Genomic DNA, 26,015 nt, shown 5'->3' with positions numbered 1-26,015 from the left:
GGCATTCTAAATGAGCGAAAAAGATAACCAAAAACAGGCAAGCGATGAAAATGGGTTGGTTACCATGGTGGAAAAATTAACCCAAGAGTTGATTGATTTACAAACGCAAGTGCTTTTTATGGAAGATACAGTGGATAAACTTGATAATATCGTCACCGAGCAAAGCCAGTTGATTGCTGACCAACAACGGCAATTACAGCTACTTTATCAAAAATTGGAAACTCAAACGCAAAGCTCGCAAATTCAGCCGTTTGATTTGTTGAGCGATAAACCGCCGCATTACTAATTTTATTGACAAAAATTGAAATTTTTATCAACATGGCAAGCGTTTTATGCGCCATAGACTGCCCATGTCCTAAATAGGAAAAAACAATGGTAGCTAGTTGCATCTGACTATCAGCAACAAACTCTGCAAAAATTGACCGTGATACATATCAAACGCAAACTGCTTTATCAATGCTTTATCAAGGCGTGCCGTCAAAGATAAGCAAGGATGAGAGGCTAAACGGGTCGTTTTTTAACGTAAATTTTATACATGTATCTATCAATTTTCACCAGCATAGCAAACAAGTTTCACAAGCATATCAAGCAAGCATAGTGCTGTGACCAAATAATCTACTCTCATTTATTGTTAGGAATATCCTATATGAGCCATAATGAATCTTTAATCAGTGTTGCCGAAGAAACATTACATGAAGCCAAAACAGTCATGTTTAATATGCTGTCCAAAGTGGTAGAAATCGGTGGTTCTGATTTGTTTATTTCAGCGGATTTTCCACCCAGTATTAAATATCACGGGCTCATGAAGCCGCTCAATAAACAACCACTGACGGCTGAAAAAACCAAACTGTTTGCCTATAGTTTGATGAACCAAAAACAGCGCGAAGAATTTGCAACCAACCTTGAGTGTAACTTTGCGATTAATGTGCCCAATGTATCGCGATTTCGGGTTAATGTGTTTCAGCAGCAATTACAAGTCGGTATGGTGATTCGTACCATTACGGCAGAAATACCCAACTTTAAACAGCTGCTGCTACCTGAGCAGCTCAAAAAAATTATCATGGAAAAACGTGGGTTAGTGTTGGTCGTAGGGGGAACGGGGTCAGGTAAATCAACATCGCTGGCGGCAATGATTGACCATCGTAATGAAAACTCCGCAGGTCACATCATCACCGTCGAAGACCCAGTAGAATATGTGCACAAACACAAACAATCCATGATCACCCACCGTGAAGTAGGCGTGGATAGTCATTCATGGCATAACGCACTCAAAAACACCTTGCGCCAAGCGCCTGATGTGATTTTGATTGGGGAAATTCGTGATACTGAAACCATGGAAAACGCCATTGCATTTGCTGAAACAGGTCACTTATGTTTAGGCACTTTGCATGCCAATAATGCCAACCAAACCTTAGATCGTATTATCAACTTTTTTCCAGAGGAGCGTCGTAACCAATTGCTGATGGACTTGTCATCGAATATGAAAGCTATCATTTCGCAGCGTTTGATTCGTACAGAAGATGGTAAAGGTCGTCGGGCGGCGGTAGAAATTATGCTTAATACCCCATTAATGGCGGATTTGATATTAAAGGGTAATTTTCATGAAATTAAAGCGCTGATGACCAAATCTCGGGAATTGGGTATGCAAACCTTTGACCAAGCCTTATTTGATCTTTACGATGAAGGCGCCATCTCGTATGATGAAGCAATTCGCAATGCCGACTCTGCCAACGAATTGCGGTTGCAAATCAAACTTAAAAGCCGACGGGGTGAAGGCGACACGCAAAGCACAAGTGAGTTAAAGCTCTGATAAAATAAAAACCCTGTGACTAACCAAGTAACACAGGGCGTTTTAATCAGCTATCTGAAAAACTAGAGTCAGTTAACAATTAATAATCAATTACTCATTACTAATCACTTAAAAAATAACAGTTACTCATTCAACTCGCGAGTGGGTAATACATCTTTAATGGCGTCACGTAAATCATGCATCGCTTTAACCGTGGTATCCCAATCGATACAGCCATCGGTAATAGACTTGCCATATTCAAGCTGGCTCAAATCTGCGGTCAAATCTTGACGACCGCCTTTAAGATGACTTTCAACCATCATCCCAATAATCGAGCGATTACCGTGTTTGATTTGCTCAGCGATATTTTGAATGACCATCGGTTGCAGGTAAGGGTCTTTATTTGAATTGGCATGGCTTGAGTCAATCATGATTTTGCCTGAGACTTTACCTTTAGCAAGTTCATTTTCTGCTTGGGCAACGGCAGTGGCATCATAGTTGGGTTTGCCATTACCGCCACGAAGCACCACATGACCGTATGGATTACCTTTTGATTGAATGATAGACACCAGACCATCGGCAGATAGACCTAAAAAGCTATGACCAGACTTGACCGCTTGCATGGCATTGACAGCCACTGTCATACCGCCGTCTGTACCGTTCTTAAAGCCGACTGGACAAGACAGACCTGAAGACATCTCGCGATGAGTCTGACTCTCAGTGGTACGTGCGCCAATTGCTGACCAGCTGATTAAATCTTGTATATACTGCGGTGTATTGGGATCAAGCGCTTCGGTTGCACAAGGTAAGCCTTTTTCATTCAAATCAAGCAGCAGTTTGCGCGCAACCCGCAAGCCTTTATTGATATCAAAGCTATCATTCATGTCTGGGTCATTGATTAAGCCTTTCCAGCCCACCGTGGTACGAGGTTTTTCAAAGTACACACGCATCACCACATAAATACTGTCTTCAATTTCTTTGGATAAAGCCAACAGTTTATCGGCGTATTCATGCGCAGCGTTGACGTCATGAATCGAGCAGGGACCAATCACCATCAATAAACGTTTGTCTTTACCGTCTAAAATATTACGCACGGTTTCGCGACCTTTGGTCACCGTCTCGATAGCTTTGGGGCTCAATGGTAGTTCGTTTTTTAATTCCGCAGGCGTCACTAGCGGTAAAATTGCTTCAATATTCACATTATCTACATCAGCGATATCAGTTTTGGCAAAAGTTGTCATAATTCTCACAGGCTGTTGGCAAAAATTTAAAAAATCACTATAAACCAAAAAATTTATAATGTCATTACTTGAGTCAGTAGGAAAGCCTACTTTTAGTTTGGCAGTTGATAAAATTTTTTGTCAATGTTCAAAATCTGTTTGGTCAAAGTTTTTTTGGATGTTTGGGTAAGCTGCATATCCTACAACAACAGTATAACAATTATTGTATCAGCATACTAGTACAAAATAACAAATAACTGTTATTTAAATTTTTTGATGGTTTTACTTTTCATCTGTTTACCCCTAAAATATTTTTTTAAAATGATAACCAAACAAGGCTGTTTAATCCCATGTACGCTAACGCCCCTACACAAACCATTTCAGACCTTGCTGCAAACGCAACACTCGCAACCGATATTGCTAACAGAAGCGAAGCAAGCTTTTCTAACCTAAGTAAAGAGAACTTGCCGCAAAACGTTGCTAAAACCAAGTTCCAGCCGATTGTCATTGGTATCGTAGCAGGCGAGGTCTCAGGTGATGCGCTGGGTGCAGACTTTATGCGCCAGATGAATAATTTGCGTGATGACATTATATGGGTGGGCGTGGGCGGCGCACAGATGCAAGCGCAGGGGCTTAACTCAGTGATTGAGATGTCTCGTTTGTCGGTGATGGGCTTGGTGGAAGTGGTCAAGCATTTGCCAGATTTGTTTAAAGCACGCGATGAGATTTTGGCAGCCTTTAAACAAAACGCCATCGATATTTTTGTCGGCATTGATGCGCCTGATTTTAATTTACGATTGGGGGAGCGGTTAAAATCAGCCGGTATTTATTGTGTGCAATATGTCAGTCCATCGATATGGGCATGGCGGGAAGGGCGAATTGAGAAAATCAAACGCGCCACCAATTTGGTGCTGTGTTTGTTTCCGTTTGAGTTGTCTGTGTACCAAAAACATAATCATCCCGCCGTGTGTGTCGGGCATTCACTCCTCAAGACCATGGATGACAATTTGTTTACAACGCCTACGGACGAGCTGCGCCGTGAGTTGATTTGGGATAATCCCACCTACCATCAGTTTTTTGTCAAAATGGGCGAGATGGAGATGAGTCATCTCATTGCAGTGATGCCAGGCTCAAGACGCAGTGAAATCGATGCGATTTTCCCAAAAATGCTTAAAGCGATTCATCAACTGTTGATTATGGATGATAAGCTATGCTTTATCGTACCAACGGTCAACCAACATCTACTGACTATCGTAGAGCAATATCTAGAAGCCCAATCAGCGCAGGTGCGCCATCATGTCACCGTCAGCTGTGATGAAACACAAGCGGATTTTAGCCAACAGGTGATGGCGGCGTCAGATTTGGTGCTGCTCGCATCGGGTACCGCCACGCTTGAAGCCATGCTACTGGGTAAACCGATGGTGGTGGTATATTCACTCAATAAAATGACCTTTTGGGTGGCAAAACGCCTGGTCAAAGTACCGTATGTGGCATTGCCTAATATCTTGGCAGGTCGAGAAATCGTACCAGAATTGCTACAAGAAGACGCCAACCCAGACAATATTTGCCGTGTGGTACAACAATCATTAAAAGTTAAAAATTATAACGAGCAGCTGCGTGATTTGCGGCAAACGTCAGAATGGCTGCGTGAGCAAAGCAACATCAATCCCGCCAATGCGGTGATTGATAATTGGCTGACGTGGAAAAAGCAGTAAAAATCCCATACAAAATTTGACGCTTTATCAAGTTGGGCATGGTGATACTGATGGCAAACTTACGCCCAATCTTCTGAGGTGAATGTTGCCATCAAATCATGGGCTTTAGTTCTTGCATCAAGCACAGTCATAAAGGTATAAGCGCCGATGAATTTACGGCTAATAAACATCAGCTCTTTAGGCGGCACGCTAAAGGATTTTGAGGTCGCTGATTTGCTAGCAAGCTTAATGACACGGTTATGTAAATCACTTTCCGCCCAAATATAATTGCCATGTACATCCAGTACATTCGGTGGAATCGTCGGATTACGACTTGGCAAACTAAAGGGTTCACTGGCAAGCAAACATAGCTCTACCATATCATTTTTCACCGAATCACTAAGATTAGCAAAGAATTCAAAATGCTTGCCTGCTTGTTCAATCGCTTGGCGCATTTTGCTACGGTCGTGAAAAAAGCCTGCCAACAGCAAATTACGGGCGATGAGTAGCAGATTGTCATCAAACTGACGAATCGCGCCAAAGTCCAATAACACCAATTGGTCAAGCTGTGTCTCAGGCTGCTGTGCTAGGCGAATCAGATAGTTGCCAAAATTGGGGTCGGTCTGCATATCCCCCCATTCAAAAATCTCACGCAGCATAATTTCAATCGACGCCTGCCCAATCGCATTCCGTCTTTCTTGTGGTAGCTCAAATACTTGCTCATCCAAAATCGATACGCCATTTTCATAGGTCATACATAGCAGCCGATCGGTGCTATAAGCTTTGAGAATGCGCGGCACCACATAGCGACTATCGCCAACAAAACGTTGAAAAAATAGCTCAGTGGTATCTGCTTCTAGGAGATAGTTGACTTCATGATGCAGCAGGTCACGAATTTCTTCAAACCACGCATCGAGTTGGCGGGTTTGCGGGACAACATTCGTCACTTTAAGCAGTTGGCGGAACAAATCCAAATCACTGTCCACGGCATCAGCAATATTGGGATATTGCACCTTAAATACCACTTGCTCGCCCGTGGCTTTATGAACTGCTCTATGTACTTGCGAAAGTGAGGCGGTGCCAATGGGGGTATGGTCAATATCAAACTCATGGATGGTATCACCCAATTCTTTTTGCAGTGCTGATTCGATAATTGACCATGAAAAAGCAGTCGTCTGGCTGTTCAATGTCTGTAAGGCTTCTGTGATTTCGGGCGGTAAAAAATGCTCCCCGTACAGGGCTAACATTTGACCGATTTTGACCACCGAGCCTTTAAGTTTACCCAGCTCATCCACCAAATATTGCGCTTGCTCACGCATAAAAGCTTGTTTTTGTACCGCTTTTTCTTCTTTTGACTTAAATAATCCAAAGGCACTGTTGGTCGCCCATCGTCTGCCGATATTGAGCGATGCTTTGGCAATCGATAACCGACGGTCAAGCGCCGAGGTTTTGAGCTGTTCAAGCGGTTGGTTATCGTAATTTTGCGGATTTGCCATACAGGGTGCCTAATGTTTTTGAAAGAAAAAGCCAAATAAAAAGCAAATCATTTTAACACATGATTTGCTTTGATTGTTGTTACCGATTTTTAATAAAGCGGATTAACTCTTGGCGTAAGACAGTGGCTAGATGTCTAAATGCCATACCATTGGTTACTGGTTATTCGGCGCTAGATTGAATAGCGCGCCAACCGATATCACGGCGATATTGCATACCATCAAAGCTAATAGCGCCACAAACTGCTAAGGCTTTGGTTTGGGCATCCAAAATATCGTCACCGAGCGCCGTCACGCAAACCACACGGCCGCCATTGGTGACAATCTCATCATTGTCAAAGGCTTTGGTGCCTGCGTGGAAAACTTTGACATCCATATCTGTTTGCGCATATTGTGACTCAAGTGATGGTAACCCATGGATGACATCGCCGTTACTCGCGCTTTCTGGATAACCTTTGCTAGCCAGTACCACACCTAGGGCGGGGCGCTCATCCCACTCGGTTTGTTTGGGAAGATTGCCATGCAACCCTGATGCTATCAAGTCAACCATTGAGCCTTTTAGGCGCATCATAATGGGCTGTGTTTCTGGGTCACCAAAACGGCAGTTAAATTCAATCACATAGGGGTCATTGTGGTCATCAATCATCAAGCCTGCGTACAAAAATCCTGTATAAGGTGTGCCATTGGCGTTCATGGCATCGACCACTGGCTGAATCACACGGGCAATCACCTTGTCATGTACTTGCTGCGTCACCACGGGGGCAGGTGAGTAAGCACCCATCCCGCCTGTATTAAGACCGGTATCACCTTCGCCAATACGCTTGTGATCTTGGCTGGTTGCCATCGGCAAGATATTGTTGCCATCTATCATACAAATGAAGCTGGCTTCTTCGCCTTGCAAGAACTGCTCAATCACCACACGGCTGCCCGCATCACCAAATTTGTTGTCCGATAACATATCATTGATGGCGTCAATGGCTTCTTGTTCGCTCATCGCCACAATCACGCCTTTACCTGCAGCTAAACCATCGGCTTTGATGACAATCGGCGCGCCTTCGGCTTTCACATAAGCAATCGCTTGCTCGGCATCGCTAAAAGTTTGGTATTTGGCGGTAGGGATATGGTGTTTTATCATAAAATCTTTGGCAAAGGCCTTTGACCCTTCAAGCTGTGCGCAATACGCCGTGGGTCCCCAAGCTTTGATACCTGCTGTTGTTAAGTCATCGACCATACCTGCCACAAGTGGCGCTTCAGGACCAACCAGCACAAAGGCAATGTTATTGTCTTGGCAAAATTGAATCACCGCCGCATGGTCTTTGACGTTTAAATCGATATTTTGTAGTTTGTGTTCAAGCGCTGTGCCTGCATTGCCGTTGGCAACAAAAACCGTGCTAACTTTGCTATCTTTGGCGCATTGCCATGCCAATGCGTGCTCACGTCCGCCTGTGCCAATCACTAAAATATTCATATTGTTTCCTTAAAAATGTAAAATAGCTGTATCGTAGGCATTGTAACAAATTTTGGGATCTAAATTAAATGACAAAGCATTTTATTATTGGCGTGGATGAAGTCGGGCGAGGCCCGTTATTGGGCGATGTGGTGGTTTGTGCACTCATCTTCGATAAGGCGATTTTATCTATCAAGGAAGATAGCCTAAGCACTGATTTACACACTGCTGATAGTGTAGGTATTAGCCACAATCATCCGCTAAGTGTGCTAACTGACTCCAAAAAACTGTCAGAGAAAAAACGAGAAGCGTTATTTTCCTTGATTGAACAAACGGCGAGTGCGCATCAGGTTGTCAAAATTTCTGCCAGCTTAATAGACCAGCTCAACATCTTACAAGCGACATTACTAGGGATGAAACAAGCGGTGGCAGGCGTGATGGCGCAAATGTTAGCGCAATATCCAACAGCGACTTTTAGTGTCATGGTGGATGGCAATAAACTGCCCGTGTTGTTTGACTTGCCCAATTATCAGCAAATCACCCATGAACAAGCGATTGTGAAAGGGGACGGCAAACATGCGTGTATTAGTGGCGCCAGTGTGATTGCCAAAGTGACACGTGACCGAGACATGGTGGCGTTGTCAAAGTTGTACCCTGATTATGGCATTGATCAACATAAAGGCTATCCCACCGCCGCCCATATCCAAGCAATAGAGCATTACGGTATTTTGCCCATGCATCGCAAAAGTTTTGCCCCCATCAAACAGAGGATTTTAGACAAAAAAGGTGAACATACAGTCAATATCTGGTAGTAATGAGTGCCGGTCTAAAGTCGCCTTGTGAGCGAGTTTAACTAGTAAGGTGTGCTGAGCATGACGAGTAAAAGGATGGTCTTGCTCGCAGACCTGCAAGCTGTGCCCGATTTATTTTCAACCTCTCGGTGGACAGCGCGCCAAACAAGGTCTGATAGTCGCCCTGTATGTTCAAATCCATCATAGCAAATTGTAGGCTTTTTTCAAACTAGCTTATACTAAATCAATCTGCCAATTAGCGGCTTGCAATTGGATATTTAAGTTTCTAAGTTTCACCGCTATGTCATCTGCTTGTTTTTGCAGTTTGACCGGTTCAATCACTTTTTGCCATTTGATTTCTCGGTAGCTATAACGATCGCCTTCCGTCTTAGCATTATCAATCGCGGTTTGCAGCAGGCGATGGCGTTCGGCAAGTTCATCACGCTTGACTAAAGTGCTGAGCATGGTTGAGCCATCGGGCATGACAGCGATGGCATTGGTGCGATGAATATGGTCGATTAATGCATACAGCTCGCTCATGACTTGATTGGCTTGTAGCAAGAGTTCATTCGGGTTTTCACTTGGGGTGTCGCCATCTTGGACTTTGACATTTTCAGCAATGCGCGATTTCAAACTGGCGAGTTTTTTTTGCATATCAGCACGTCGTAACAAAGCTTCTGCAAGTTTCATGGTTATCTCCTGATTGGTCAATTTAGTGGGTCAATTTAAACGTTAAAATCATATAATTGGGTTAAAAATTGGGTAGGATAATCTGTAATCACACAATCCACGCCCATCTCAATCAAGCGTTTTGCCACATCCACCTCATTCACCGTCCAAGCGCTGACTGTTAAGCCATAAATTTTGGCAATTTCCAACAGGGCTGGGGTAATAAGCGGATAATAAATGCCCACTTGGCGACAGCCTAAAACACAAGCGCGATTAAAGGTTTGCAATATTAAATTTTTACCCACTGCATCAGGCGTCGGTAAAAAAGCAATTTGGCTTGCCAGCGTGGTTTTGGGCTCAAGTGTTTTAGGCTCAAGTAACAAGCCTGTCGGAAAGTGAAAATTTAAAAATTGCTGTTGGTTGTGAATTTGGTACAAAATATCGGTATCAAAACTGGTCAAAGTGATGGGTAAAGCTTGCCATATTTCTTGTGATAATAGCCTAAGCAAATTTTTAACCAACGAGGCTGGCTGGGTTTTGGCATGGGTTTTGATTTCTAGTTCAATATGGCGAAAGTGTTGCAGATAGGGTGGTAAATCGTCTAGCAACAATACGTGATGTTTTAAAAACCCTAGTTCAAAACGTTGGGAAAAACGTCTATAGTCCGATTGCACAATGGCGTCTAATTCCACCCATGTTTTATCAGCAATCCACGATTGTTGTCTTGCAAGCCGATTTAAGGTTTCGTCATGTACCACCACAAATTTGCCATCGGCGGTCATTTGGACATCAAATTCAACCCCATCAAGCTGCTTACCATGTTTTTGCAATTGCTGCACGTAGGCAAATCCATCTTGACAGTTCTCTAGCCGTTCAGCCCGCGCAGCACGATGACCGAGTAAATAATAGGTTTGATTTGGATGGCGCATACAATGGCTCGCAATAGACAATAAAATTTTATGACTACTAAAAATTATTACAACTAAATTTTATTATAAATAATAGTGAACAACTAGCCAATTTGCAAAACTTTGCTTTATAATGGCATAGTAATAAATTCTGCGTGAAAGGTGCCTTATGTCTATGATTTTCCCACAAAATACGTTGTCAAAAAAAATGCTTACGCCGTTATTGTTGGCGTGTTTTGCCTTAACCGTTGTGGGATGTAGTCGCAATGAGCAAAAAGACGAGCAAACTGGCAGTGCTGCAAGCAGTGAGCAAAAGATAATTGAAACGTCTGATATTGCCTGTAACAATGAGAAGGCAACCAGTGCCATTCACAGTTATCTGGTCAATCGCATCGACCAGCAAGCCAAAAAACAGTCTGACATCATACAGCAGCAAGCAGGTACGATTGTTGATATGAATATCTTGCAGAATGGCTTGTCACAAGTAGCCATTAACCTAGAAAGTGTGAATGGTAGCAATGGTAAATGCCAAGCGACGGTGTCGTTTAATATGCCTCAAGCGCAGCTCGATAACGCGGATAAAATTTATACCCGTCTAAAAATGCCCGTCGCCGCCGAGCAAATCGCGTCGCGTGGTTATCAACTGCAAAATAGCACGTTGGTGGCAAACAATGTTGGGTTTGGTCTATCAGCAAGTGGCGCCAATTACCAAGTCAATAGCACCACAGGCGACGATGTAATTGGGCTAGTCGGTGAGATTATGGCAAATTCGGCATTAGCGCAAACGCTGACCCAGCCATCTAATACGCCCTTAGCCGGTTCTTCGGCAGGTGCTATACCCGTTCTACCACCAGTGACTAGCAAACCCAGTGTCGCTGCCAACAACAGCCAAACTTCAACGACCAAACCTGTCAAAAAACAAACGATAGAAAAACCAAAAACCAACAGTGAAAAAAACAGCAGTGAAAAAACCAAGACTGACGTGACCACCACATCAGCCAAGAAAAATACGCAATCAGATAACGCAGATAAAAAATCGGTGAAAAAATCTGAGTCAACCACCTCAAATGCTGATACCAAATCAACCGCTACTAAGTCAGCGGCTAGCACAAGTACAGACAAATCGACCAAGTCAGTATCGCATGAAAAAGTCCCAACCGACACCAATGTCAAATTAACCATTGAAGAAAAAAATGAGCAATACTAACGTTAACCACTGTTAGATGACGTGTTTAACGTATATCACCTAGTCATCAATTTGTTTTAGCATGTTTTTGATGTAGTCATTCGCTTTCACTAAACATAAAACAAATTGATGCGTCAATTCTCTGCCTGCCACCATAAGGATATGAACATGGCCCATTTTGCCCCACAAATCGCTGTTAAAGCTACCTATATGCGCGGTGGTACATCAAAAGGTACTTTTTTCAAGCTTGATGACCTACCTGAACGCTGCCAAACCCCAGGGCAAGCCAGAGATAATTTTTTACTGCGGGTGGTGGGTAGTCCGGATCCGTATGGTAAGCAAATTGACGGTTTGGGGAATGGCTCATCATCAACCTCCAAAGTGGTGATTTTGTCAAAAACAGACGTTGCCGATCATGATGTGAATTATTTATTCGGTCAGGTCGCCATTGATAAAGCGATGATTGATTGGTCAGGTAACTGTGGTAACTTAACCGCTGCGGTTGGTTCATTTGCGATTGCCAATGGATTGGTGGATGCCAGTAAAGTGCCCCAAAATGGCATTTGTGAAGTGCGTATTTGGCAGCAAAATATCAGCAAAACCATCATCGCGCATGTACCCATGACTGATGGTCAAGTGCAAGAAACGGGCGATTTTGAGCTAGACGGTGTAACTTTCCCAGCAGCCGAAGTCAAAATTGAATTTATCGACCCTGTGGACAGCGATGGCGATATGTTCCCGACGGGCAACTTGGTTGACAAACTTAATGTACCTGAAATCGGTGAATTTGACGTCACGATGATCAATGCGGGTATCCCAACGATTTTTTTAAATGCCAAAGACTTAGGTTTTACGGGTACAGAGCTGCAAAAAGATATCAACAGTAACCAAGAAATTTTGGCTAAACTTGAAAAAATCCGTGCCTATGGCGCAGTTAAAATGGGACTAATTGCAGAGTTAACAGAAGCTCAAACCCGTCAGCATACCCCAAAAATTGCTTGGGTTGCGCCACCCGCTGATTATACCGCCTCTAGTGGCAAAGCAGTCAAGGCAGGCGATATTGATTTGCTTGCCCGCGCGATGAGCATGGGTCAACTGCACCATGCCATGATGGGTACAGCCTCGGTTGCGATTGGCACCGCAGCGACCATTAAGGGTACGCTAGTTAACCAAGCGGCAGGTGGCAAAGCGTTGTCTGAAGTACGCTTTGGTCACCCATCAGGCACACTACTGGTCGGGGGTGAGTCCATGCAAGTGGATGGCAAATGGCAAGCGAAAAAAGTGTCTATGAGCCGTTCAGCGCGCCGTCTGATGGTGGGTGAGGTGTATGTGCCGGGCGATGCGTTCTAATCAATAAATCATTCACAATTCAACTAAGAGCCCAATAATGACAGATAAGCAATCACACTGGATTGAACTGACGCAAGCGCCAAGCCAAGGGGTAACCGTGGTTCAAACCCTATCTGGCTGTGAGTCCCTGCCAAGCAAGTCAAGCAATGATTCTGTGGGGGAGTCTAGTTTGAATGCTGTGTATGGTCAATTTAATATGGGCTTACATGTAGGTGATGATAGCATGCAGGTGCATCAACATCGTGCGCACTTGCTGCAATCCTTGCAACAATATCATCCCGCATTAAACAGCATTCATTGGCTTAATCAAATTCATGGTAATGATATTTATCAGGTTACTGATAAAATTGGCACAGCAGCGATATCTGCTGATGCGCATATTACTCGTTTACCAAACGTTGCCTTAGCTATCATGACAGCAGATTGTGTACCCATCATGATAGCGACGGAGGCAACAGATGATAACAAGCTGATTGCGGCTATTCATGCTGGCTGGCAAGGTCTTAGTAAAGATATCATTGCAAAGACAGTACAAAAAATGGTACACCAGTTTGACTTTGCAGCGGGGGACAATGCGCCTGCCGAAATGCAGAAGGTCACTCGTGGGTGGCACGCTTGGGTAGGCGCTAGCATCGCACAATCTAGCTATGAAGTGGACAGTCGTGTCAAAGATGCTGTGTTATCAGTGTTAAATGTATCTGAGGCTGTCGCTACCCAGTTGTTTCAACCAAATGCTGATAAGGTCGGTCATTATTTTGCCGATTTGCCTGCAATAGCAGAATTGCAGCTCAAGGCTTGTGGTATTCATCAGGTGCATAAAAGTGGATTAGATAGTCATGGTGATGCACGATTTTATTCGTATCGTCGGCAAACCCAGCATCAATTGCCTGCGACAGGTAGAATGGCAACGCTGATCTTTATGGATTAATTCAATCATAAAAAAAGGCAGTGTGATTAACACACTGCCTTTATTGTGAAAGCTAAATTATTGCATGATTTTAACGTAAGCTTGCGCTCTTAAATCCTGCATCCAATCGTCTAGCGCTTGCGGTGCCATACGTTGGTATAGAATTTCACGTGCCATGTTTTTACGATAGACATCACTCACATCTTTTTGACGTTTTTCATCGACCTTAAGAATATGCCAGCCAAATTGTGATTGAAATGGCACAGAATAGTCGTTTACCGACGTTTTTTTCATCATTGCTTCAAAGCTTGGTACCATATCACCTTCACTAACCCAGCCCAAATCGCCGCCGTTGCTGGCGCTTCCTGGGTCTTTTGAGTAGGTGCTCGCTAAGGTAGCGAAGTCCTCACCTTGACGTAGTTTTTCATAGATAGTGTCGATCTGCTGTTTAGCCATCTCAGCGGGCAGGGCAGTCGATGGGCTGATTAAAATATGGCGGGTATGCCATTGATCGATGATTTTTTGTTGACCGCCGCGTTTATCTACGAGTTTAATCACGTTATAACCTTCTGCCGTGGCAATCGGGTTGGTGACTTGTCCGACTTCAAGGGCGGTGATGTTTTTTGACAATTCTGTCGGTAACTCTGCTGCGACGTGGTAGCCCATATCGCCCCCTTGAATTTGCGCGTTATAGTTGGTTTGCGCGTCAGTCATGATTTGCTCAATATTGGCATTCTCAGCTTGCAAGTTTTTGGCAATTTGGGTGGCTACGGTCAGCGCTTGTTTTTTTTGTTTGTCGCTGGTTTTACCCGTGGCATCAGCTTCAAAAGGCACGCGAATATGTAAGGTGCGATATTGTGATTTTTCTAAAGCGTTGCTCTCTGGTGATTTGAGGAAGTTGTTAACATCTTGATCAGAGATTCTGATGCGGCTGGCAAGTTGTTGCTGCTGCAAAGTTTGTATCGCCAAGTCTTCACTGACTTTTTGACGCAATGCTTGGTAACTACCTGCGCGCTGGGCGTCAAGTTTTTGCTGGAATTCAGCAAGGCTTGCAACCCCATTTTGTTGGGCCAAATTGGTCAACGCAGCATTCACTGCGCTCTCTTCAGCTTGCAGTCCTTGGCGTTTGATGATATCAAGTTGGATTTGCTTAGTAATTAGCTGATCCAATACTTGCGGATAAAGTTGCTGTGCGGGTGGTACAGGTTTGTTTTGCGCTTGAAGCTGTGCAGAAGCTTGAGCAAACGCGCGATCTAACTGGCTGCGTAAAATAGGGGTGTCGTTGACAATAGCAATCACGCCATCAATAACCTGATCTTGCGAGTTACTAGTTACGACAGGCGCTGGCTCAACTGATGAGTTGGCGACCTCTGATGCTACGGGCGCAGTTTGAGAGACAGCTGTTGCTGTTTTTTGAGTGGTAGTTTTTGAGCCGCTGGCTTTGGTGTCAGCTTTGACTGATTTGGCAGCGTTGGTGGTTTTGTTTGCTGTCACAGCTTTTTTTGATTTGCTTGTGGTTTGCGCTGCAGGTTTGGTACTAGATTTTTTACTAGATTCCACCGTCGTTTTGCTGCTAGTTGTGTTAGTTTTAGCTGTTGCAGTCACGGCTTGCGCGTTCAATGTTGGCATGACCAATAGTGCGCCATATATCAAAGCGCTAGTGAGAGCAGATAGGGCGTTACGGTGAAAATTGGGTAAATTATGCATGACAGCATGGTTCATGGCATGTATCCTTAAAATAAAAACCAAAAGTAAATTTGATGACTCAAAAATTGTGGCAAAACCATTTAGCTTAAATGACGGGTCTTTGACCGAGTGTCTTAGAGATTGCTAAATGATATTGCTAAGTGATGTTATAAAGTTTGGGCCATTTTATACAATAATATTTGCTAGCGTGTGTCTGTATCATAATAAATCCTAAAAAACGTCAAGTTTTAGGAAGTTTTTTGCGTAAAAGGCGTCTAGTATTTAGGGTCATAACCCAACACCCGATTACGCATCAAGCTAGCCAGTCGACCGTCACCTTTGTTGGATAACCCATTTAAGCTAATTTCTGCCATGATGGCGTGGTCAGCACTGTCTTTATCACTTAATTCATCATAATAACGGCGAGCATAAATCGATAAGCCATAACAACAGCTATCATAAGTAAAGCCCGCTAACACATCACTAAAACGACTCTTCTCATTATCGTATTGAACAGCCCCTAAAAACTGCCAATTATCATTAATAGGTAAAACAGCAGAGCCTGTGAAAGCAGAGAGGGTTTTTTGTCCAAATCTACTCTCATTGCGTTTGATATACCCTAAGTTATAAAGGCTATTGAAAGTTGGCGCATAACGAAATTGAGTATTGATATAGTTTAAATCAGCGTTGTCATCAACCGAGCCATCTAAATCTACCCAAAAATCTTGACGCGGTTGGGTGCTTACCTGAAAGACGGTACCGGTATTGTCAATTTTTAACCCATCATCAGTATTGTCAAGATGTACCCGAATATCACTCAAATAAATTTGTTTACCCACGCTGGCATCCAAGCGAGTCAAACCATTGCCATCAATATAGCGATAATTTAATGAAGGGGTTAAATGGTTGTTGTCGGGCAGGCGATCATATCCCAAGAACCATGAATCTTCATACAATTGCGAAAAATTGAGCGACGCCAAACGGGTATTGAAGTTGGGTACGTCAGTCTGGTCTTTATAAGGCGAGTACACATATTTTAGGCGCGGGCTTAATAACTGATAGCCGCCCAAGGAGTCATCAAATTTACCAAACGGGGTGCCTGCTTTAAAGAAATTTAAGCCACTGTCAATACTAAACTGCGGTACAAAAATAGATTGGCTTTTGCTATTTTTATCCAGTCCATTGGCGTCGGCTGATTCTTGGTCAAATTGGGTATAAAGGTGCTGTAAACTCACTGACGGGGTCACATATCCCCAAGTTCGCGTCATTGGATAGGCGGCAGTGAGTTTGTTATACAGTCTGCCACCGCTTTGCTCAGGTGCAGAGCCATCATCGATTGGGCGTTTAAAATAAGCAAAATCGCTGATACCCGTCAAATCAAATTGGGTCACCCAAGGCACACGATATTTGACCGATAATTGCGGCAGACGGTCATAAGGTTTGTCTTTATCCAAGATTTTGTCTGAATTGGTTAAATTACGATCCAGTGTTTGAAAGGTTTCAATCTTGGCAAGGGCAGTCAAATAGTCATTGTAATAATTGGCTTGAATGCGCCTCGGTAAATTTAATTGAACGGTTTCGTCACCCAATGTCTCAAAATCGTTTAAGAATTTAGGATCTGAGACATACTGGTATAGCGCGTCAATGGATAGGTTGGGGATATCTTTTGATTGCCAATGATGATCATAATAAAAGCGGGTACGGTCTTCATCATCATATTGTTTGTCGTTTGGCAGATAAGAGCCTGTCAAACTACCATAACCAAATTTTTCTGTTAGATAGCGGAACTCACCTGTCAACATCGGATTGCGATCAGTAAAAATGGTTGGCGTGACAGTGGCATCGTAATTTGGCGCTAGATTAAAGTAATAAGGTAACTGTACATTAAAACTCCCTTCCGTACTAAAGCCGCCGCGTGGTAACAAAAAACCACTGGTGCGGCGATCGTCAATCGGAAAGTTGAAATACGGTAGGTACAATACTGGGGTATTTTTAACTTTTAACGTGGCATTATAGGCTTCACCGCGACCTGTGTCGGTATTGATATCGATGTTTTTGGCATTGATTTGCCAAGTTGGATTATCAGGCGCGCAGGTGGTAAACATGACATCGTCAATTTCAACGCGGCTTTCATCGACCTTATTAAGCCGTTTGGCATAACCATATGCTTGTAGGGGGACGCTGGCAAACGCCACATCTTTGGCGGTTGCTTTGGTGCTATCCGTTTGGTACGCCAGTTCGTCGGCAACGGTAATCAGCCCTCCTTTTGGGCTATCTTTAAGGCTGACACGTCGATTACCGTCTGTCGATTGGGTACTTTGCGCGGCATCCACTAACAAAACATTACCTTGAGCTGCTGCAATGCCATCTTGCACGTTAACGACCACTTTATCAGCAGAGATTTGCTGACGACCTTGGTTGATTTGCACATCGCCTGACAATTCAGCGTAGTTTTCATTGTCGTAATAGCCATAGTCAGCCGACGCATAAATTGGGAAACTGCTATTGGGTTGGTCGGTAGCGGCTGCCGCTAATGCCTGTTGTTGATAGATGGTCGAAGTGGGATATACCCAGTTGCCATGGCACATGGCGTCTTTTCGGGTGGCTGCTTTTGATTGCGTATTTGCTTGAGCACCTGACTGTTGACTATCAGGCGTGATCGGGTTCAGCAAATTTGGATTAGCATTTGGATTAGCAACCGTGGCGCTAGTATCATCCGTGGTTGGCGGGGTTTTGGGTTGATAGAAGGTTTTGAGCTTATCTAGACTGGCTTGCTGCTGTTGATTTGGGGTAAAGTTGGGACGAGTACGCGCAGAGTTTGGTTTGATTTGAGGCGTGCTAATCGGTGTGATACCTTGATTGGTGGTTACATCGACAGCAGTGGCGCTGTCTGCTGTGGTGGCGATACTACTATCGGTATCGGGCTTTGCAGCTGAGGTATCAAGGTTTTGTTTTTTAATACTCTGTGTTTCAGGGCTTTGTGTCTCAATACTTTGTGAGTCAATGTTTTGAGCTACTGTGCTTTGTGCTGTCGCTGCATCAGTCGATTCCGTAACGGCGGCTGTCGGCAACACCGCAAGTGCTGATGTTGAATACAAAGTAGTAAACATTGCCCCAAGCGTCATCGCTAAAACATTGGTATGTCGATAAATTTGGTGTAATGATTGATGCAGGCGTGTGGGCTGAGTTGGCAAAGACGAATGTGAAGTTAAACGATTAGAAGTTGACGAAATAGGCGACAATTTCACAGATTTTTTCATTAGACATTTACCAAAGACGCAATATAAAAACCTTGACATCATATCACTAGCGTCATCAATATACTATTGCAAAAGATGTTTAAAATTGCAAACATGATAGACGCCACTTGAGAGATACGCAGATTTTCGGTAGCATAACTTATTTTTATTGAGTAAGCCCACCTTATGAACCATCCTGCCGCACAACCTACTAATCAAGCCTCTTTCGATAGCGCAGCTTCGCCATCAAATACCGAGCCATGTGAACAACAGCCACTTGAACAACAATCACTTAAGCAACAGTCACGTGAACAACAGCTGCACACTTGGTTGACCGAAGTTTTTCAAAATCAGTCATTGCAGCATGAAAAAATACCTGGTGATGCTAGCTTTCGCAGCTATCATCGCTTAACCGTCGACAATCAACACTATATTGTGATGGATGCGCCACCAGCAAAAGAATCGGTGAAAGAATTTATCGCTGTGGATAATTTAATGGCAGGTCATGTGCATGTGCCAAAAATGATTGCCACGGATGAACAGCAAGGTTTTATCGTCCTTGAGGATTTGGGAAACACGGATTTTGCCGATGTCATTGCCAAGGATTTAACGGATGCAGGCGAGCTGGCAAAAACTGCGCGCTATTATCAGCAGGCAATGCAGGCAATTTTGGCGATTCAAAAGATTGACGTCAATGAAGCCAAAGCCGTTATCCCAAGTTACGATGATGCCTTGCTTCGCCGAGAAATGGGCTTGTTTAGCGAGTGGTTTTTACCTTATATCGGCGTGACGATGACCCCAGACTTAGAGGCGCTGTGGCAAGATTTGCAGTCTGATATTATCCAGCAAGTCATCGCGCAGCCTCAAGTGGTGGTGCACCGTGATTTTCACAGCCGTAATTTGATGGTATTAAGTCACAGCGATGAGTTGGGCGTGATTGATTTTCAAGATGCTGTCATCGGTGCCTACACCTATGATTTGGCGTCTTTATTGCGAGATGCCTATATCAATTATGATGAAACATGGGTCAATACGCATCTGGCTCATTATCACCAATTGGCGCAAATTGACAAAAGCTTGGCAGAGTTTACCGTGGATTTTAATATCATGAGTATGCAGCGTCATCTTAAGGTATTGGGAATTTTTGTACGCTTGTTTGAGCGAGATGGCAAAGACCGTTATTTGGTCAACCTGCCTAAAGTTTTCAATGATTTATTAACTTGTCTAAAAGCTATCAGCCAACGCGATGTGCTGCATACTTTTGATAAGTTTGCTGATTGGATGACCGCTGTTGTTGAACCCGCTTTTCATCAAAAAATCCAAGGATAAAACCCCATGTCAACCACCATCACCCAAGCCATGATTTTATCCGCGGGTAAAGGCACTCGGCTGCGCCCTTTAACCTTGACCACGCCAAAACCACTTGTCGAGGTCGGCGGGCAACCGCTTATCGTGTGGCATATCAAAGCACTCAAACAAGCAGGTATCACCGACATCACCATCAATGTGTCATGGCTTGCTGATAAACTGCTAAATGCAATCGGGGATGGCAGTCAATTCGGTGTCACCATTCATTGGTCGATTGAGCCAGAAGAACCGCTTGAGACAGCAGGCGGTATCAAGATGGCTTTGGCTACCGGCAAATTAAAAGACCAGCCATTTATCTTGGTCAATGGGGATGTTTGGACGCCTTTTGATTTTGCTCAACTAAGCCAGCTTCAGTTAAACCACTCGCAGGCTTATTTGCTACTCACCGACCAAGCGACGCATAACCCAACTGGCGATTTTGCCTTAGAAAATGGCCTGGTCAAGGTAGAAGGTACGCCAAAATATACCTTTGCAGGGATTAGCGTGATGTCACCAAGATTATTGGATACGGTCAAGGCAGGTGAGACTGCGCCCCTTGCGCCACTACTCAAACAAGCCATGCAAGCAGGTTTGGTAATGGGGGATTTGCTGAGCGAGGCGTGGGTCGATGTGGGCACGCTTGAGCGTTTAGAAAATTTGAACCAAAAATTGTCGGCTAACAAGTGATTTGGCAGAAAATTGCATCTTTTGCCATTTGCTTTTATTTGAAAGCCGAGCAAACTAAACGGTTAAAGCTAAAAAAATGACCTAAAACTGTGATAAAATTTGTCACAGTTTTATTTTTAGCATGTTACATACGACAAAATTTAATTCTGTAATATAGGAAAGCCAATGACAACCCCAATTTCTGAACGTCGTCTTGCCAACGCCATCCGTACCCTAGCCTTTGAAGCGGTGCAAAAAGCCAATTCTGGACATCCAGGCGCGCCGATGGGCATGGCAGATATCGCTGAAGTGTTATGGCGTAAGTTTTTAAAGCACAATCCAACCGACCCAAATTGGCTAAATCGCGACCGTTTTGTGCTTTCAAATGGTCATGGCTCAATGCTTCAGTACGCTTTGCTGCACTTGACAGGGTATGACGTTAGCATTGAGGATATCAAAAATTTCCGCCAATTGCACTCTAAAACCCCCGGTCACCCTGAATATGGCTACACCGCAGGTGTGGAAACTACCACAGGTCCGTTGGGTCAAGGGATTGCCAATGCTGTAGGTTTTGCGATTGCAGAAAAAACCCTAGCCGCGCAATTTAACCGAGACGGTCATCAAGTCATCGACCACCAAACCTATTGCTTTTTAGGTGATGGTTGTTTGATGGAAGGTATTAGCCATGAAGTTTGCTCATTAGCGGGTACGCTGCAATTGGGCAAATTGGTTGTCTACTATGATGACAATGGTATTTCGATTGATGGTGACGTCGAAGGCTGGTTCTCAGATGACACCCAAAAACGTTTTGAAGCTTATGGCTGGCAAGTGCAAAAAGTTGACGGTCACGATACCGATGCCATCACCCAAGCGACCCAAAATGCCATAGCTGAAAAAAATAAACCCTCACTCATTATCTGTAAAACCGTGATTGGCGCAGGTTCACCCAACAAGCAAGGCAAAGAAGATTCACATGGCGCACCCCTTGGCGCGGATGAAATCTTGCTCACCCGTCAAGCACTCAAGTGGGATCACGAAGCCTTTGAACTCCCAGACGATATTTATGAAGGGTGGGATTGCACAGTTAAAGGTCAAGCGCTACAGCAATCATGGGAAAGTGAGTTTGATGCTTATAAAGACGCTTACCCAGAGCTTGCCAGTGAATTACTTCGCCGTGTGAATGGTGACTTGCCAGCAAATTTTGAGACACAAGCACAGGAATTTATCAAGGCGTGTCAAGATAACCCAGAAAACATTGCAACGCGTAAAGCCAGCCAAAATTCAATCAATGCCTTACAGCCATTATTGCCAGAGCTGCTGGGCGGTTCTGCTGATTTGGCAGGGTCAAATCTGACTTGGTTTAAAAATGCCAAAGCGCTCGAAGATGATGCGGCAGGTAACTATATTCACTACGGTGTGCGTGAATTTGGTATGACGGCGATTGCCAATGGTATAGCCTTATATGGCGGGTTTATTCCATATGTGGCGACGTTCTTGATGTTTATGGAATATGCGCGCAATGCGGTGCGTATGTCAGCCTTGATGAAACAACGTGTCATTAACGTCTATACTCACGATTCCATCGGTCTGGGTGAAGATGGACCTACTCACCAACCTGTTGAGCAATTGTCAAGTCTGCGTGCCACCCCAAACCTCCATACTTGGCGACCATGTGATACGGTTGAGTCAGCCGTGGCATGGGTAGAAGCCTTGAAAGCAAAATCAACGCCATCCGCGCTGATTTTTAGCCGTCAAAACCTACCGCATCAAGCGCGAGATATTGAGCAAGTAGCCAATATTGCCAAAGGTGGCTATGTGCTAGCCAAAGAACAAGGCGAGCTACGAGCCATCATCATCGCCACAGGTTCAGAGATTGAGCTTGCAATGAATGCTTACACTGAGTTGACTGCCCAAGGTTTGGGCGTGCGCGTCGTATCAATGCCATGTGCTGAAGTGTTTGCCAAACAAGAAATCAACTACCGTGACAGTGTGTTGCCACCGCAAGTGCGTGCCCGTGTGGCGGTTGAAGCCAGCCATATCGATTATTGGTACAAGTTTGTAGGGCTTGATGGTAAAGTCGTGGGTATGACCACCTTTGGTGAGTCTGCCCCTGCCAAAGACTTGTTCCCATACTTTAACATCACCACTGATGCGGTCATTCAAGCCGTGAAAGCGGTTGTTTAAATTTAATTGTTAACTTACTATAAAAGGTGAGCAATGCTCGCCTTTTTTATTTCTCAATTAAATTGAAAACACCGCAACAAATAATAGTAAATTTTTTGATAGCATTTTAACGATTAACTGTATAGAAAAATTCAACCAAGTTTAGTCGCCCCGACATTGTAACGCCAATGACAGCATTAACACTGTTGTCATTAAATCGCCAATCGCCGAGTACTAACCGTTTCTTATCGCCAATTTGATGAACAGCAGGGCGGTGAGTATGCCCATGAATCAGTATATCGGCTTTTTGCAAGGCTTGTCTGACGGCTTGTTCATTGACATCCATGATTTGCAGGGATTTTTTGGCATTATCAGTTTTGCTTTTTTGGCGTAAATCTTGTGCGATTTTTTGGCGTTTTTTGATGGGGAGCGCGAGCAAAATTTTTTTAGTGATAGGATGTTGGATGATTTTGCGAAAGCGTTGGTAACCTTTATCATCGGTGCACAGCGCATCGCCATGTTCTAGGCGAACTTTTTTGCCATTTAACGTCAAATAAAACGGCTCAAAAATCAATTGCCCGCTAAACTTGTCGCAAAATTGCTGCCCAAGCAGAAAATCCCGATTACCATGCATGACAAAAATCTGGCAATTTTTATCGGATAATGTTTTGAGCTTTTCTATAATCGGTTGAAGCGCATCTATTAAGGTGTCTGTATCGGCAACATCATCCCCTAGCCAAGCTTCAAACCAATCCCCGAGAATAAAAAACTGTTTTAGGTTAGGCAATAAAGCCAATTTATCTAAAAAATCTAAAAAAGCCTGCCCTAAAGGATTAGTGCCAGGCTCATTCATGCTCAAATGTAAGTCACTGATAATAACCTGCGCAATGGCAGAAGGATTATCGGTGACCAAATCTGCAAAACTTTGCATATAAGAAAATTATTTCTCAATTACTTTTGCATGGGTAATCACCACAGGCGTGGTTGGCACGTCAGCGTGGAAACCGTATTTACCAGTCGGCACACCTTTAATTTTATTGACAATGTCCATGCCTTCAGTCACTTTACCAAACACCGCATAGCCCCAGCCTTGTGGGTTTTTGCCAGAAAAGTTTAGAAAGCTATTGTCTTTTACATTGATAAAAAATTGCGCAGTCGCTGAATGTGGGTCAGAAGTACGTGCCATCGCAATCGTACCGACTTCATTTTTTAAGCCATTATCTGCTTCGTTTTGGATTGGGGCATTGGTAGATTTTTCTGTCATGTTGGCGTCCATACCACCACCTTGAATCATAAAACCGTCAATGACGCGGTGAAAAATCGTGCCATCATAATGACCTGACTTGACGTATTCTAAGAAGTTTGCCACGGTGTTGGGGGCTTTTTCTTGATTCAGTTCGATAACGATGTTACCCATGGTGGTTTCTAATTCTACATATGGCATATCCATTGTGAGCTCCTAATGGTTTTTATGGTTAAAAAAACGTATCTTGCAATTGTTGTGGCTATCCTAGCGATTTTCAATCAAAAAGTCAGTATTTAGTTTGCAAAGTTGGCAAAATTAAATGTTTCAATTAAATTCATTTAAGTTTTTTCGATGTCAAAAAACTGCTAGAATGGCAGATTAGTTCACCATTTTTGTAATAGGTAAGGGGCAACCAAATGACGGCGACGACCGACAAAAATACAAAAACCGAAGAGACAGCAGCCAGTAGTGAAAAAAATGACTTTATCCGTGCGATCGTACGCGATGACCTTGCTTCGCAAAAATATAGCCAGATTGTGACCCGTTTTCCACCTGAGCCCAATGGCTACTTACATTTGGGTCATGTCAAATCTATTTGTCTCAACTTTGGGCTTGCCAAGGAGTTTGCAGGGCTGTGTAACCTACGGTTTGACGACACCAATCCTGATGCTGAAGATCAGGAGTTTGTCGATAATATCAAAGATGATGTCAAATGGCTCGGGTTTGACTGGGCAGGCGAGGCGCGCTATGCGTCTAGTTATTTTGGTCAATTGTATGATTGGGCGGTGAAATTAATTAAACAAGGCGATGCCTATGTTGATTTGCAAAGTCCTGAGGATATTCGTGAAAACCGCGGCAATTTTGGTCAAGCAGGTAAAGACTCACCTTACCGTGATGCCAGTGTTGAAGAGAATTTGCAATGCTTTGACGATATGAAACTTGGCAAATATGGCAACGGTCAAGCGGTGCTTCGTGCCAAAATCGACATGGCAAGCCCCAATATGAATATGCGCGATCCGATTTTGTATCGTGTCATGCACCAAGCGCATCACCAAACAGGCGATGATTGGTGTATTTATCCCATGTACGATTATGCTCACCCGTTGTCAGATGCAATCGAAGGTATTACGCATTCGATTTGTACCCTGGAATTTGAAGACCACCGTCCATTTTATGACTGGGTGGTAGATAAAGTGGGCTTTGAGAAAGAACCACACCAATATGAATTTGCACGCCTAAACGTAAACCATATTTTGACCAGTAAACGCAAACTCAAAAAACTGGTCGAAGATGACTTGGTGAGCGGTTGGGACGATCCACGTATGCCAACAATCGCCGGTATGCGCCGCCGTGGTTATACCCCTGAAGGGTTACGGGATTTTTGTGACCGCGTAGGCGTCAGCAAGTCAGACGGTGTGGTGGATTTTGGCTTACTCGAGTTTAGTATCCGTAACTCATTAGAGCATGTGAATCGTGCCATGGCGGTATTAAGCCCACTAAAAGTGACCATTACCAATTTTGATGAAGCCGTCGCCAATGTTGAAACACTTAAAAAAGACAGTGTAAAAACTAGACTCGACAATGGTGTTTTATGGTTGACCCAGCCTAAAAATAGCCATGATGACAGCCAAGGTATGCGTGATATTCCCTTTACCAAGGAAATTTATATTGATAAAGGGGATTTTGAAATCACGCCGCCTGAAGGCTATAAACGCTTGTCACCGCAAAACCCAGAAATCCGCTTACGCAATAGCTATGTGCTAAAGATTGAGGAGCATATTACCGATGACAATGGCGAAGTGGTGGGGTTGACAGCGACTATTGACCCAAAAACGTTGGGCAACAATCCAGAAGGACGTAAGGTGAAAGGTGTGATACATTGGGTGTCAGCCAGTCTAGGTGTACCTGCGAAGGTGCGTCTTTATGAGCAGCTGTTCACCCAAGAAGACCCCGCCAAAATTGACATCAATAATTTAGCCGCAGAGATTAATCCTAATTCACTACGTGAAGTAGAGGCTATTGTCGAGCCTTCTTTATCACAAGTCAATGCAGGCGAGCGGTTCCAATTTGAACGTGAAGGGTTTTTTGTGGCAGATAATAAAGATTATTCACCAGAGCATTTGGTGTTTAACCGTATCGTGACTTTAAAAGACAGTTTCAAACCATAAATCATCTTTAACTTATAAATTAGCTGGCATAGCAATATGTCAGCTT

The 26,015-nt window shown here is 43.8% G+C and carries 20 protein-coding genes; 11 read left to right on the top strand and 9 right to left on the bottom strand.

Annotation, left to right across the window (positions count from 1 at the left end; translation table 11 throughout):
- Window positions 1–10 precede the first annotated feature (10 nt).
- On the top strand, window positions 11–286 hold the full coding sequence (locus tag RTJ53_RS02585; RefSeq protein ID WP_312275711.1) for a SlyX family protein: 276 nt from the start codon (window positions 11–13) through the stop codon (window positions 284–286).
- A gap of 360 nt (window positions 287–646) precedes the next feature.
- The gene (locus tag RTJ53_RS02580; RefSeq protein WP_219298603.1) at window positions 647–1,810 is read left to right on the top strand and encodes a PilT/PilU family type 4a pilus ATPase; all 1,164 of its coding nucleotides are present in this window, start codon (window positions 647–649) and stop codon (window positions 1,808–1,810) included.
- Window positions 1,811–1,932: 122 nt separating this feature from the next.
- Here RTJ53_RS02580 and RTJ53_RS02575 read toward each other — a convergent pair whose 3' ends face one another.
- Window positions 1,933–3,030, bottom strand: a complete 1,098-nt coding sequence (locus RTJ53_RS02575) for a 3-deoxy-7-phosphoheptulonate synthase (protein ID WP_159374623.1) — start codon at window positions 3,028–3,030, stop codon at window positions 1,933–1,935.
- Window positions 3,031–3,359: 329 nt separating this feature from the next.
- On the opposite strand from RTJ53_RS02575, the gene lpxB reads away from it, so the two are divergent.
- The gene (gene lpxB / locus RTJ53_RS02570) at window positions 3,360–4,724 is read left to right on the top strand and encodes a lipid-A-disaccharide synthase (RefSeq protein ID WP_312275710.1); all 1,365 of its coding nucleotides are present in this window, start codon (window positions 3,360–3,362) and stop codon (window positions 4,722–4,724) included.
- A 59-nt stretch (window positions 4,725–4,783) separates the two neighbouring features.
- Here lpxB and RTJ53_RS02565 read toward each other — a convergent pair whose 3' ends face one another.
- Together RTJ53_RS02565 and purD are read right to left on the bottom strand one after the other, a co-directional pair.
- Window positions 4,784–6,199, bottom strand: coding sequence for an ABC1 kinase family protein (locus RTJ53_RS02565; RefSeq protein ID WP_312275709.1), 1,416 nt, complete (start codon window positions 6,197–6,199; stop codon window positions 4,784–4,786).
- Between the two features lie 160 nt (window positions 6,200–6,359).
- On the bottom strand, window positions 6,360–7,664 hold the full coding sequence (purD, locus tag RTJ53_RS02560; RefSeq protein WP_312275708.1) for a phosphoribosylamine--glycine ligase: 1,305 nt from the start codon (window positions 7,662–7,664) through the stop codon (window positions 6,360–6,362).
- Window positions 7,665–7,732: 68 nt separating this feature from the next.
- Between purD and RTJ53_RS02555 the strand changes: the two genes are divergently transcribed.
- On the top strand, window positions 7,733–8,455 hold the full coding sequence (locus RTJ53_RS02555) for a ribonuclease HII (RefSeq protein ID WP_312275707.1): 723 nt from the start codon (window positions 7,733–7,735) through the stop codon (window positions 8,453–8,455).
- A 213-nt stretch (window positions 8,456–8,668) separates the two neighbouring features.
- Here the strand turns inward: RTJ53_RS02555 and RTJ53_RS02550 are convergent, their stop codons facing one another.
- Window positions 8,669–9,124, bottom strand: coding sequence for a DIP1984 family protein (locus RTJ53_RS02550; RefSeq protein WP_007116746.1), 456 nt, complete (start codon window positions 9,122–9,124; stop codon window positions 8,669–8,671).
- Window positions 9,125–9,159: 35 nt separating this feature from the next.
- On the bottom strand, window positions 9,160–10,032 hold the full coding sequence (locus RTJ53_RS02545; RefSeq protein ID WP_312275706.1) for a glycerophosphodiester phosphodiesterase: 873 nt from the start codon (window positions 10,030–10,032) through the stop codon (window positions 9,160–9,162).
- Between the two features lie 148 nt (window positions 10,033–10,180).
- On the opposite strand from RTJ53_RS02545, the gene RTJ53_RS02540 reads away from it, so the two are divergent.
- The 3 genes from RTJ53_RS02540 to pgeF all read left to right on the top strand — a co-directional run bounded on the left by RTJ53_RS02540 (window position 10,181) and on the right by pgeF (window position 13,475).
- Complete coding sequence (locus RTJ53_RS02540) at window positions 10,181–11,218, top strand: hypothetical protein (RefSeq protein WP_312275705.1); 1,038 nt, start codon at window positions 10,181–10,183, stop codon at window positions 11,216–11,218.
- 147 nt (window positions 11,219–11,365) lie between these two features.
- Window positions 11,366–12,547: a 2-methylaconitate cis-trans isomerase PrpF gene (gene prpF, locus RTJ53_RS02535; RefSeq protein WP_312275704.1), complete on the top strand. Its 1,182-nt coding sequence runs from the start codon at window positions 11,366–11,368 to the stop codon at window positions 12,545–12,547.
- 37 nt (window positions 12,548–12,584) lie between these two features.
- The gene (gene pgeF / locus RTJ53_RS02530) at window positions 12,585–13,475 is read left to right on the top strand and encodes a peptidoglycan editing factor PgeF (protein WP_312275703.1); all 891 of its coding nucleotides are present in this window, start codon (window positions 12,585–12,587) and stop codon (window positions 13,473–13,475) included.
- A 57-nt stretch (window positions 13,476–13,532) separates the two neighbouring features.
- Here the strand turns inward: pgeF and RTJ53_RS02525 are convergent, their stop codons facing one another.
- Both RTJ53_RS02525 and RTJ53_RS02520 read right to left on the bottom strand, forming a co-directional pair.
- Window positions 13,533–15,176 carry a peptidylprolyl isomerase gene (locus RTJ53_RS02525; RefSeq protein ID WP_312275702.1) on the bottom strand — a complete coding sequence of 548 codons (1,644 nt, stop codon included), beginning with the start codon at window positions 15,174–15,176 and terminating at the stop codon, window positions 13,533–13,535.
- A 239-nt stretch (window positions 15,177–15,415) separates the two neighbouring features.
- Window positions 15,416–18,400 carry an LPS-assembly protein LptD gene (locus RTJ53_RS02520; protein WP_312275701.1) on the bottom strand — a complete coding sequence of 995 codons (2,985 nt, stop codon included), beginning with the start codon at window positions 18,398–18,400 and terminating at the stop codon, window positions 15,416–15,418.
- Between the two features lie 165 nt (window positions 18,401–18,565).
- Between RTJ53_RS02520 and RTJ53_RS02515 the strand changes: the two genes are divergently transcribed.
- From RTJ53_RS02515 to tkt, 3 genes are all read left to right on the top strand, one after another.
- Entirely contained in the window at window positions 18,566–19,708 is a 1,143-nt protein-coding gene (locus RTJ53_RS02515; RefSeq protein WP_312275700.1) for an aminoglycoside phosphotransferase family protein, read from the top strand.
- A gap of 6 nt (window positions 19,709–19,714) precedes the next feature.
- Window positions 19,715–20,413: an N-acetylmuramate alpha-1-phosphate uridylyltransferase MurU gene (gene murU / locus RTJ53_RS02510; RefSeq protein ID WP_312275699.1), complete on the top strand. Its 699-nt coding sequence runs from the start codon at window positions 19,715–19,717 to the stop codon at window positions 20,411–20,413.
- Window positions 20,414–20,578: 165 nt separating this feature from the next.
- Window positions 20,579–22,576: a transketolase gene (gene tkt, locus RTJ53_RS02505; protein ID WP_312275698.1), complete on the top strand. Its 1,998-nt coding sequence runs from the start codon at window positions 20,579–20,581 to the stop codon at window positions 22,574–22,576.
- Between the two features lie 106 nt (window positions 22,577–22,682).
- On the opposite strand, the gene RTJ53_RS02500 is transcribed toward tkt, so the two are convergent.
- A complete protein-coding gene (locus RTJ53_RS02500) occupies window positions 22,683–23,486 on the bottom strand; it encodes a UDP-2,3-diacylglucosamine diphosphatase (protein WP_312275697.1) in 804 nt (267 codons plus the stop codon).
- 9 nt (window positions 23,487–23,495) lie between these two features.
- Window positions 23,496–24,005, bottom strand: a complete 510-nt coding sequence (locus RTJ53_RS02495) for a peptidylprolyl isomerase (protein ID WP_060994994.1) — start codon at window positions 24,003–24,005, stop codon at window positions 23,496–23,498.
- 212 nt (window positions 24,006–24,217) lie between these two features.
- On the opposite strand from RTJ53_RS02495, the gene RTJ53_RS02490 reads away from it, so the two are divergent.
- Window positions 24,218–25,969 carry a glutamine--tRNA ligase/YqeY domain fusion protein gene (locus RTJ53_RS02490; RefSeq protein WP_312275696.1) on the top strand — a complete coding sequence of 584 codons (1,752 nt, stop codon included), beginning with the start codon at window positions 24,218–24,220 and terminating at the stop codon, window positions 25,967–25,969.
- The last annotated feature ends 46 nt before the right edge of the window (window positions 25,970–26,015 follow it).

Origin of the sequence: Moraxella sp. CTOTU46711 (assembly GCF_031975715.1) — a bacterium.
Taxonomy (GTDB): Bacteria; Pseudomonadota; Gammaproteobacteria; order Pseudomonadales; family Moraxellaceae; genus Faucicola.
The sequence above is the reverse complement of the archived record's forward strand: the minus strand, read 5'-3'. Positions and strand labels throughout refer to the sequence as shown.

Excerpts from the sequence above, each read along its gene's own strand:
- RTJ53_RS02585 (WP_312275711.1), top strand. The coding sequence starts at position 11 with ATGAGCGAAAAAGATAACCAAAAACAGGCAAGCGATGAAAATGGGTTG.
- RTJ53_RS02580 (WP_219298603.1), top strand. The coding sequence starts at position 647 with ATGAGCCATAATGAATCTTTAATCAGTGTTGCCGAAGAAACATTACAT.
- RTJ53_RS02575 (WP_159374623.1), bottom strand. The coding sequence starts at position 3,030 with ATGACAACTTTTGCCAAAACTGATATCGCTGATGTAGATAATGTGAAT.
- lpxB (WP_312275710.1), top strand. The coding sequence starts at position 3,360 with ATGTACGCTAACGCCCCTACACAAACCATTTCAGACCTTGCTGCAAAC.
- RTJ53_RS02565 (WP_312275709.1), bottom strand. The coding sequence starts at position 6,199 with ATGGCAAATCCGCAAAATTACGATAACCAACCGCTTGAACAGCTCAAA.
- purD (WP_312275708.1), bottom strand. The coding sequence starts at position 7,664 with ATGAATATTTTAGTGATTGGCACAGGCGGACGTGAGCACGCATTGGCA.
- RTJ53_RS02555 (WP_312275707.1), top strand. The coding sequence starts at position 7,733 with ATGACAAAGCATTTTATTATTGGCGTGGATGAAGTCGGGCGAGGCCCG.
- RTJ53_RS02550 (WP_007116746.1), bottom strand. The coding sequence starts at position 9,124 with ATGAAACTTGCAGAAGCTTTGTTACGACGTGCTGATATGCAAAAAAAA.
- RTJ53_RS02545 (WP_312275706.1), bottom strand. The coding sequence starts at position 10,032 with ATGCGCCATCCAAATCAAACCTATTATTTACTCGGTCATCGTGCTGCG.
- RTJ53_RS02540 (WP_312275705.1), top strand. The coding sequence starts at position 10,181 with ATGTCTATGATTTTCCCACAAAATACGTTGTCAAAAAAAATGCTTACG.
- prpF (WP_312275704.1), top strand. The coding sequence starts at position 11,366 with ATGGCCCATTTTGCCCCACAAATCGCTGTTAAAGCTACCTATATGCGC.
- pgeF (WP_312275703.1), top strand. The coding sequence starts at position 12,585 with ATGACAGATAAGCAATCACACTGGATTGAACTGACGCAAGCGCCAAGC.
- RTJ53_RS02525 (WP_312275702.1), bottom strand. The coding sequence starts at position 15,176 with ATGAACCATGCTGTCATGCATAATTTACCCAATTTTCACCGTAACGCC.
- RTJ53_RS02520 (WP_312275701.1), bottom strand. The coding sequence starts at position 18,400 with ATGAAAAAATCTGTGAAATTGTCGCCTATTTCGTCAACTTCTAATCGT.
- RTJ53_RS02515 (WP_312275700.1), top strand. The coding sequence starts at position 18,566 with ATGAACCATCCTGCCGCACAACCTACTAATCAAGCCTCTTTCGATAGC.
- murU (WP_312275699.1), top strand. The coding sequence starts at position 19,715 with ATGTCAACCACCATCACCCAAGCCATGATTTTATCCGCGGGTAAAGGC.
- tkt (WP_312275698.1), top strand. The coding sequence starts at position 20,579 with ATGACAACCCCAATTTCTGAACGTCGTCTTGCCAACGCCATCCGTACC.
- RTJ53_RS02500 (WP_312275697.1), bottom strand. The coding sequence starts at position 23,486 with ATGCAAAGTTTTGCAGATTTGGTCACCGATAATCCTTCTGCCATTGCG.
- RTJ53_RS02495 (WP_060994994.1), bottom strand. The coding sequence starts at position 24,005 with ATGGATATGCCATATGTAGAATTAGAAACCACCATGGGTAACATCGTT.
- RTJ53_RS02490 (WP_312275696.1), top strand. The coding sequence starts at position 24,218 with ATGACGGCGACGACCGACAAAAATACAAAAACCGAAGAGACAGCAGCC.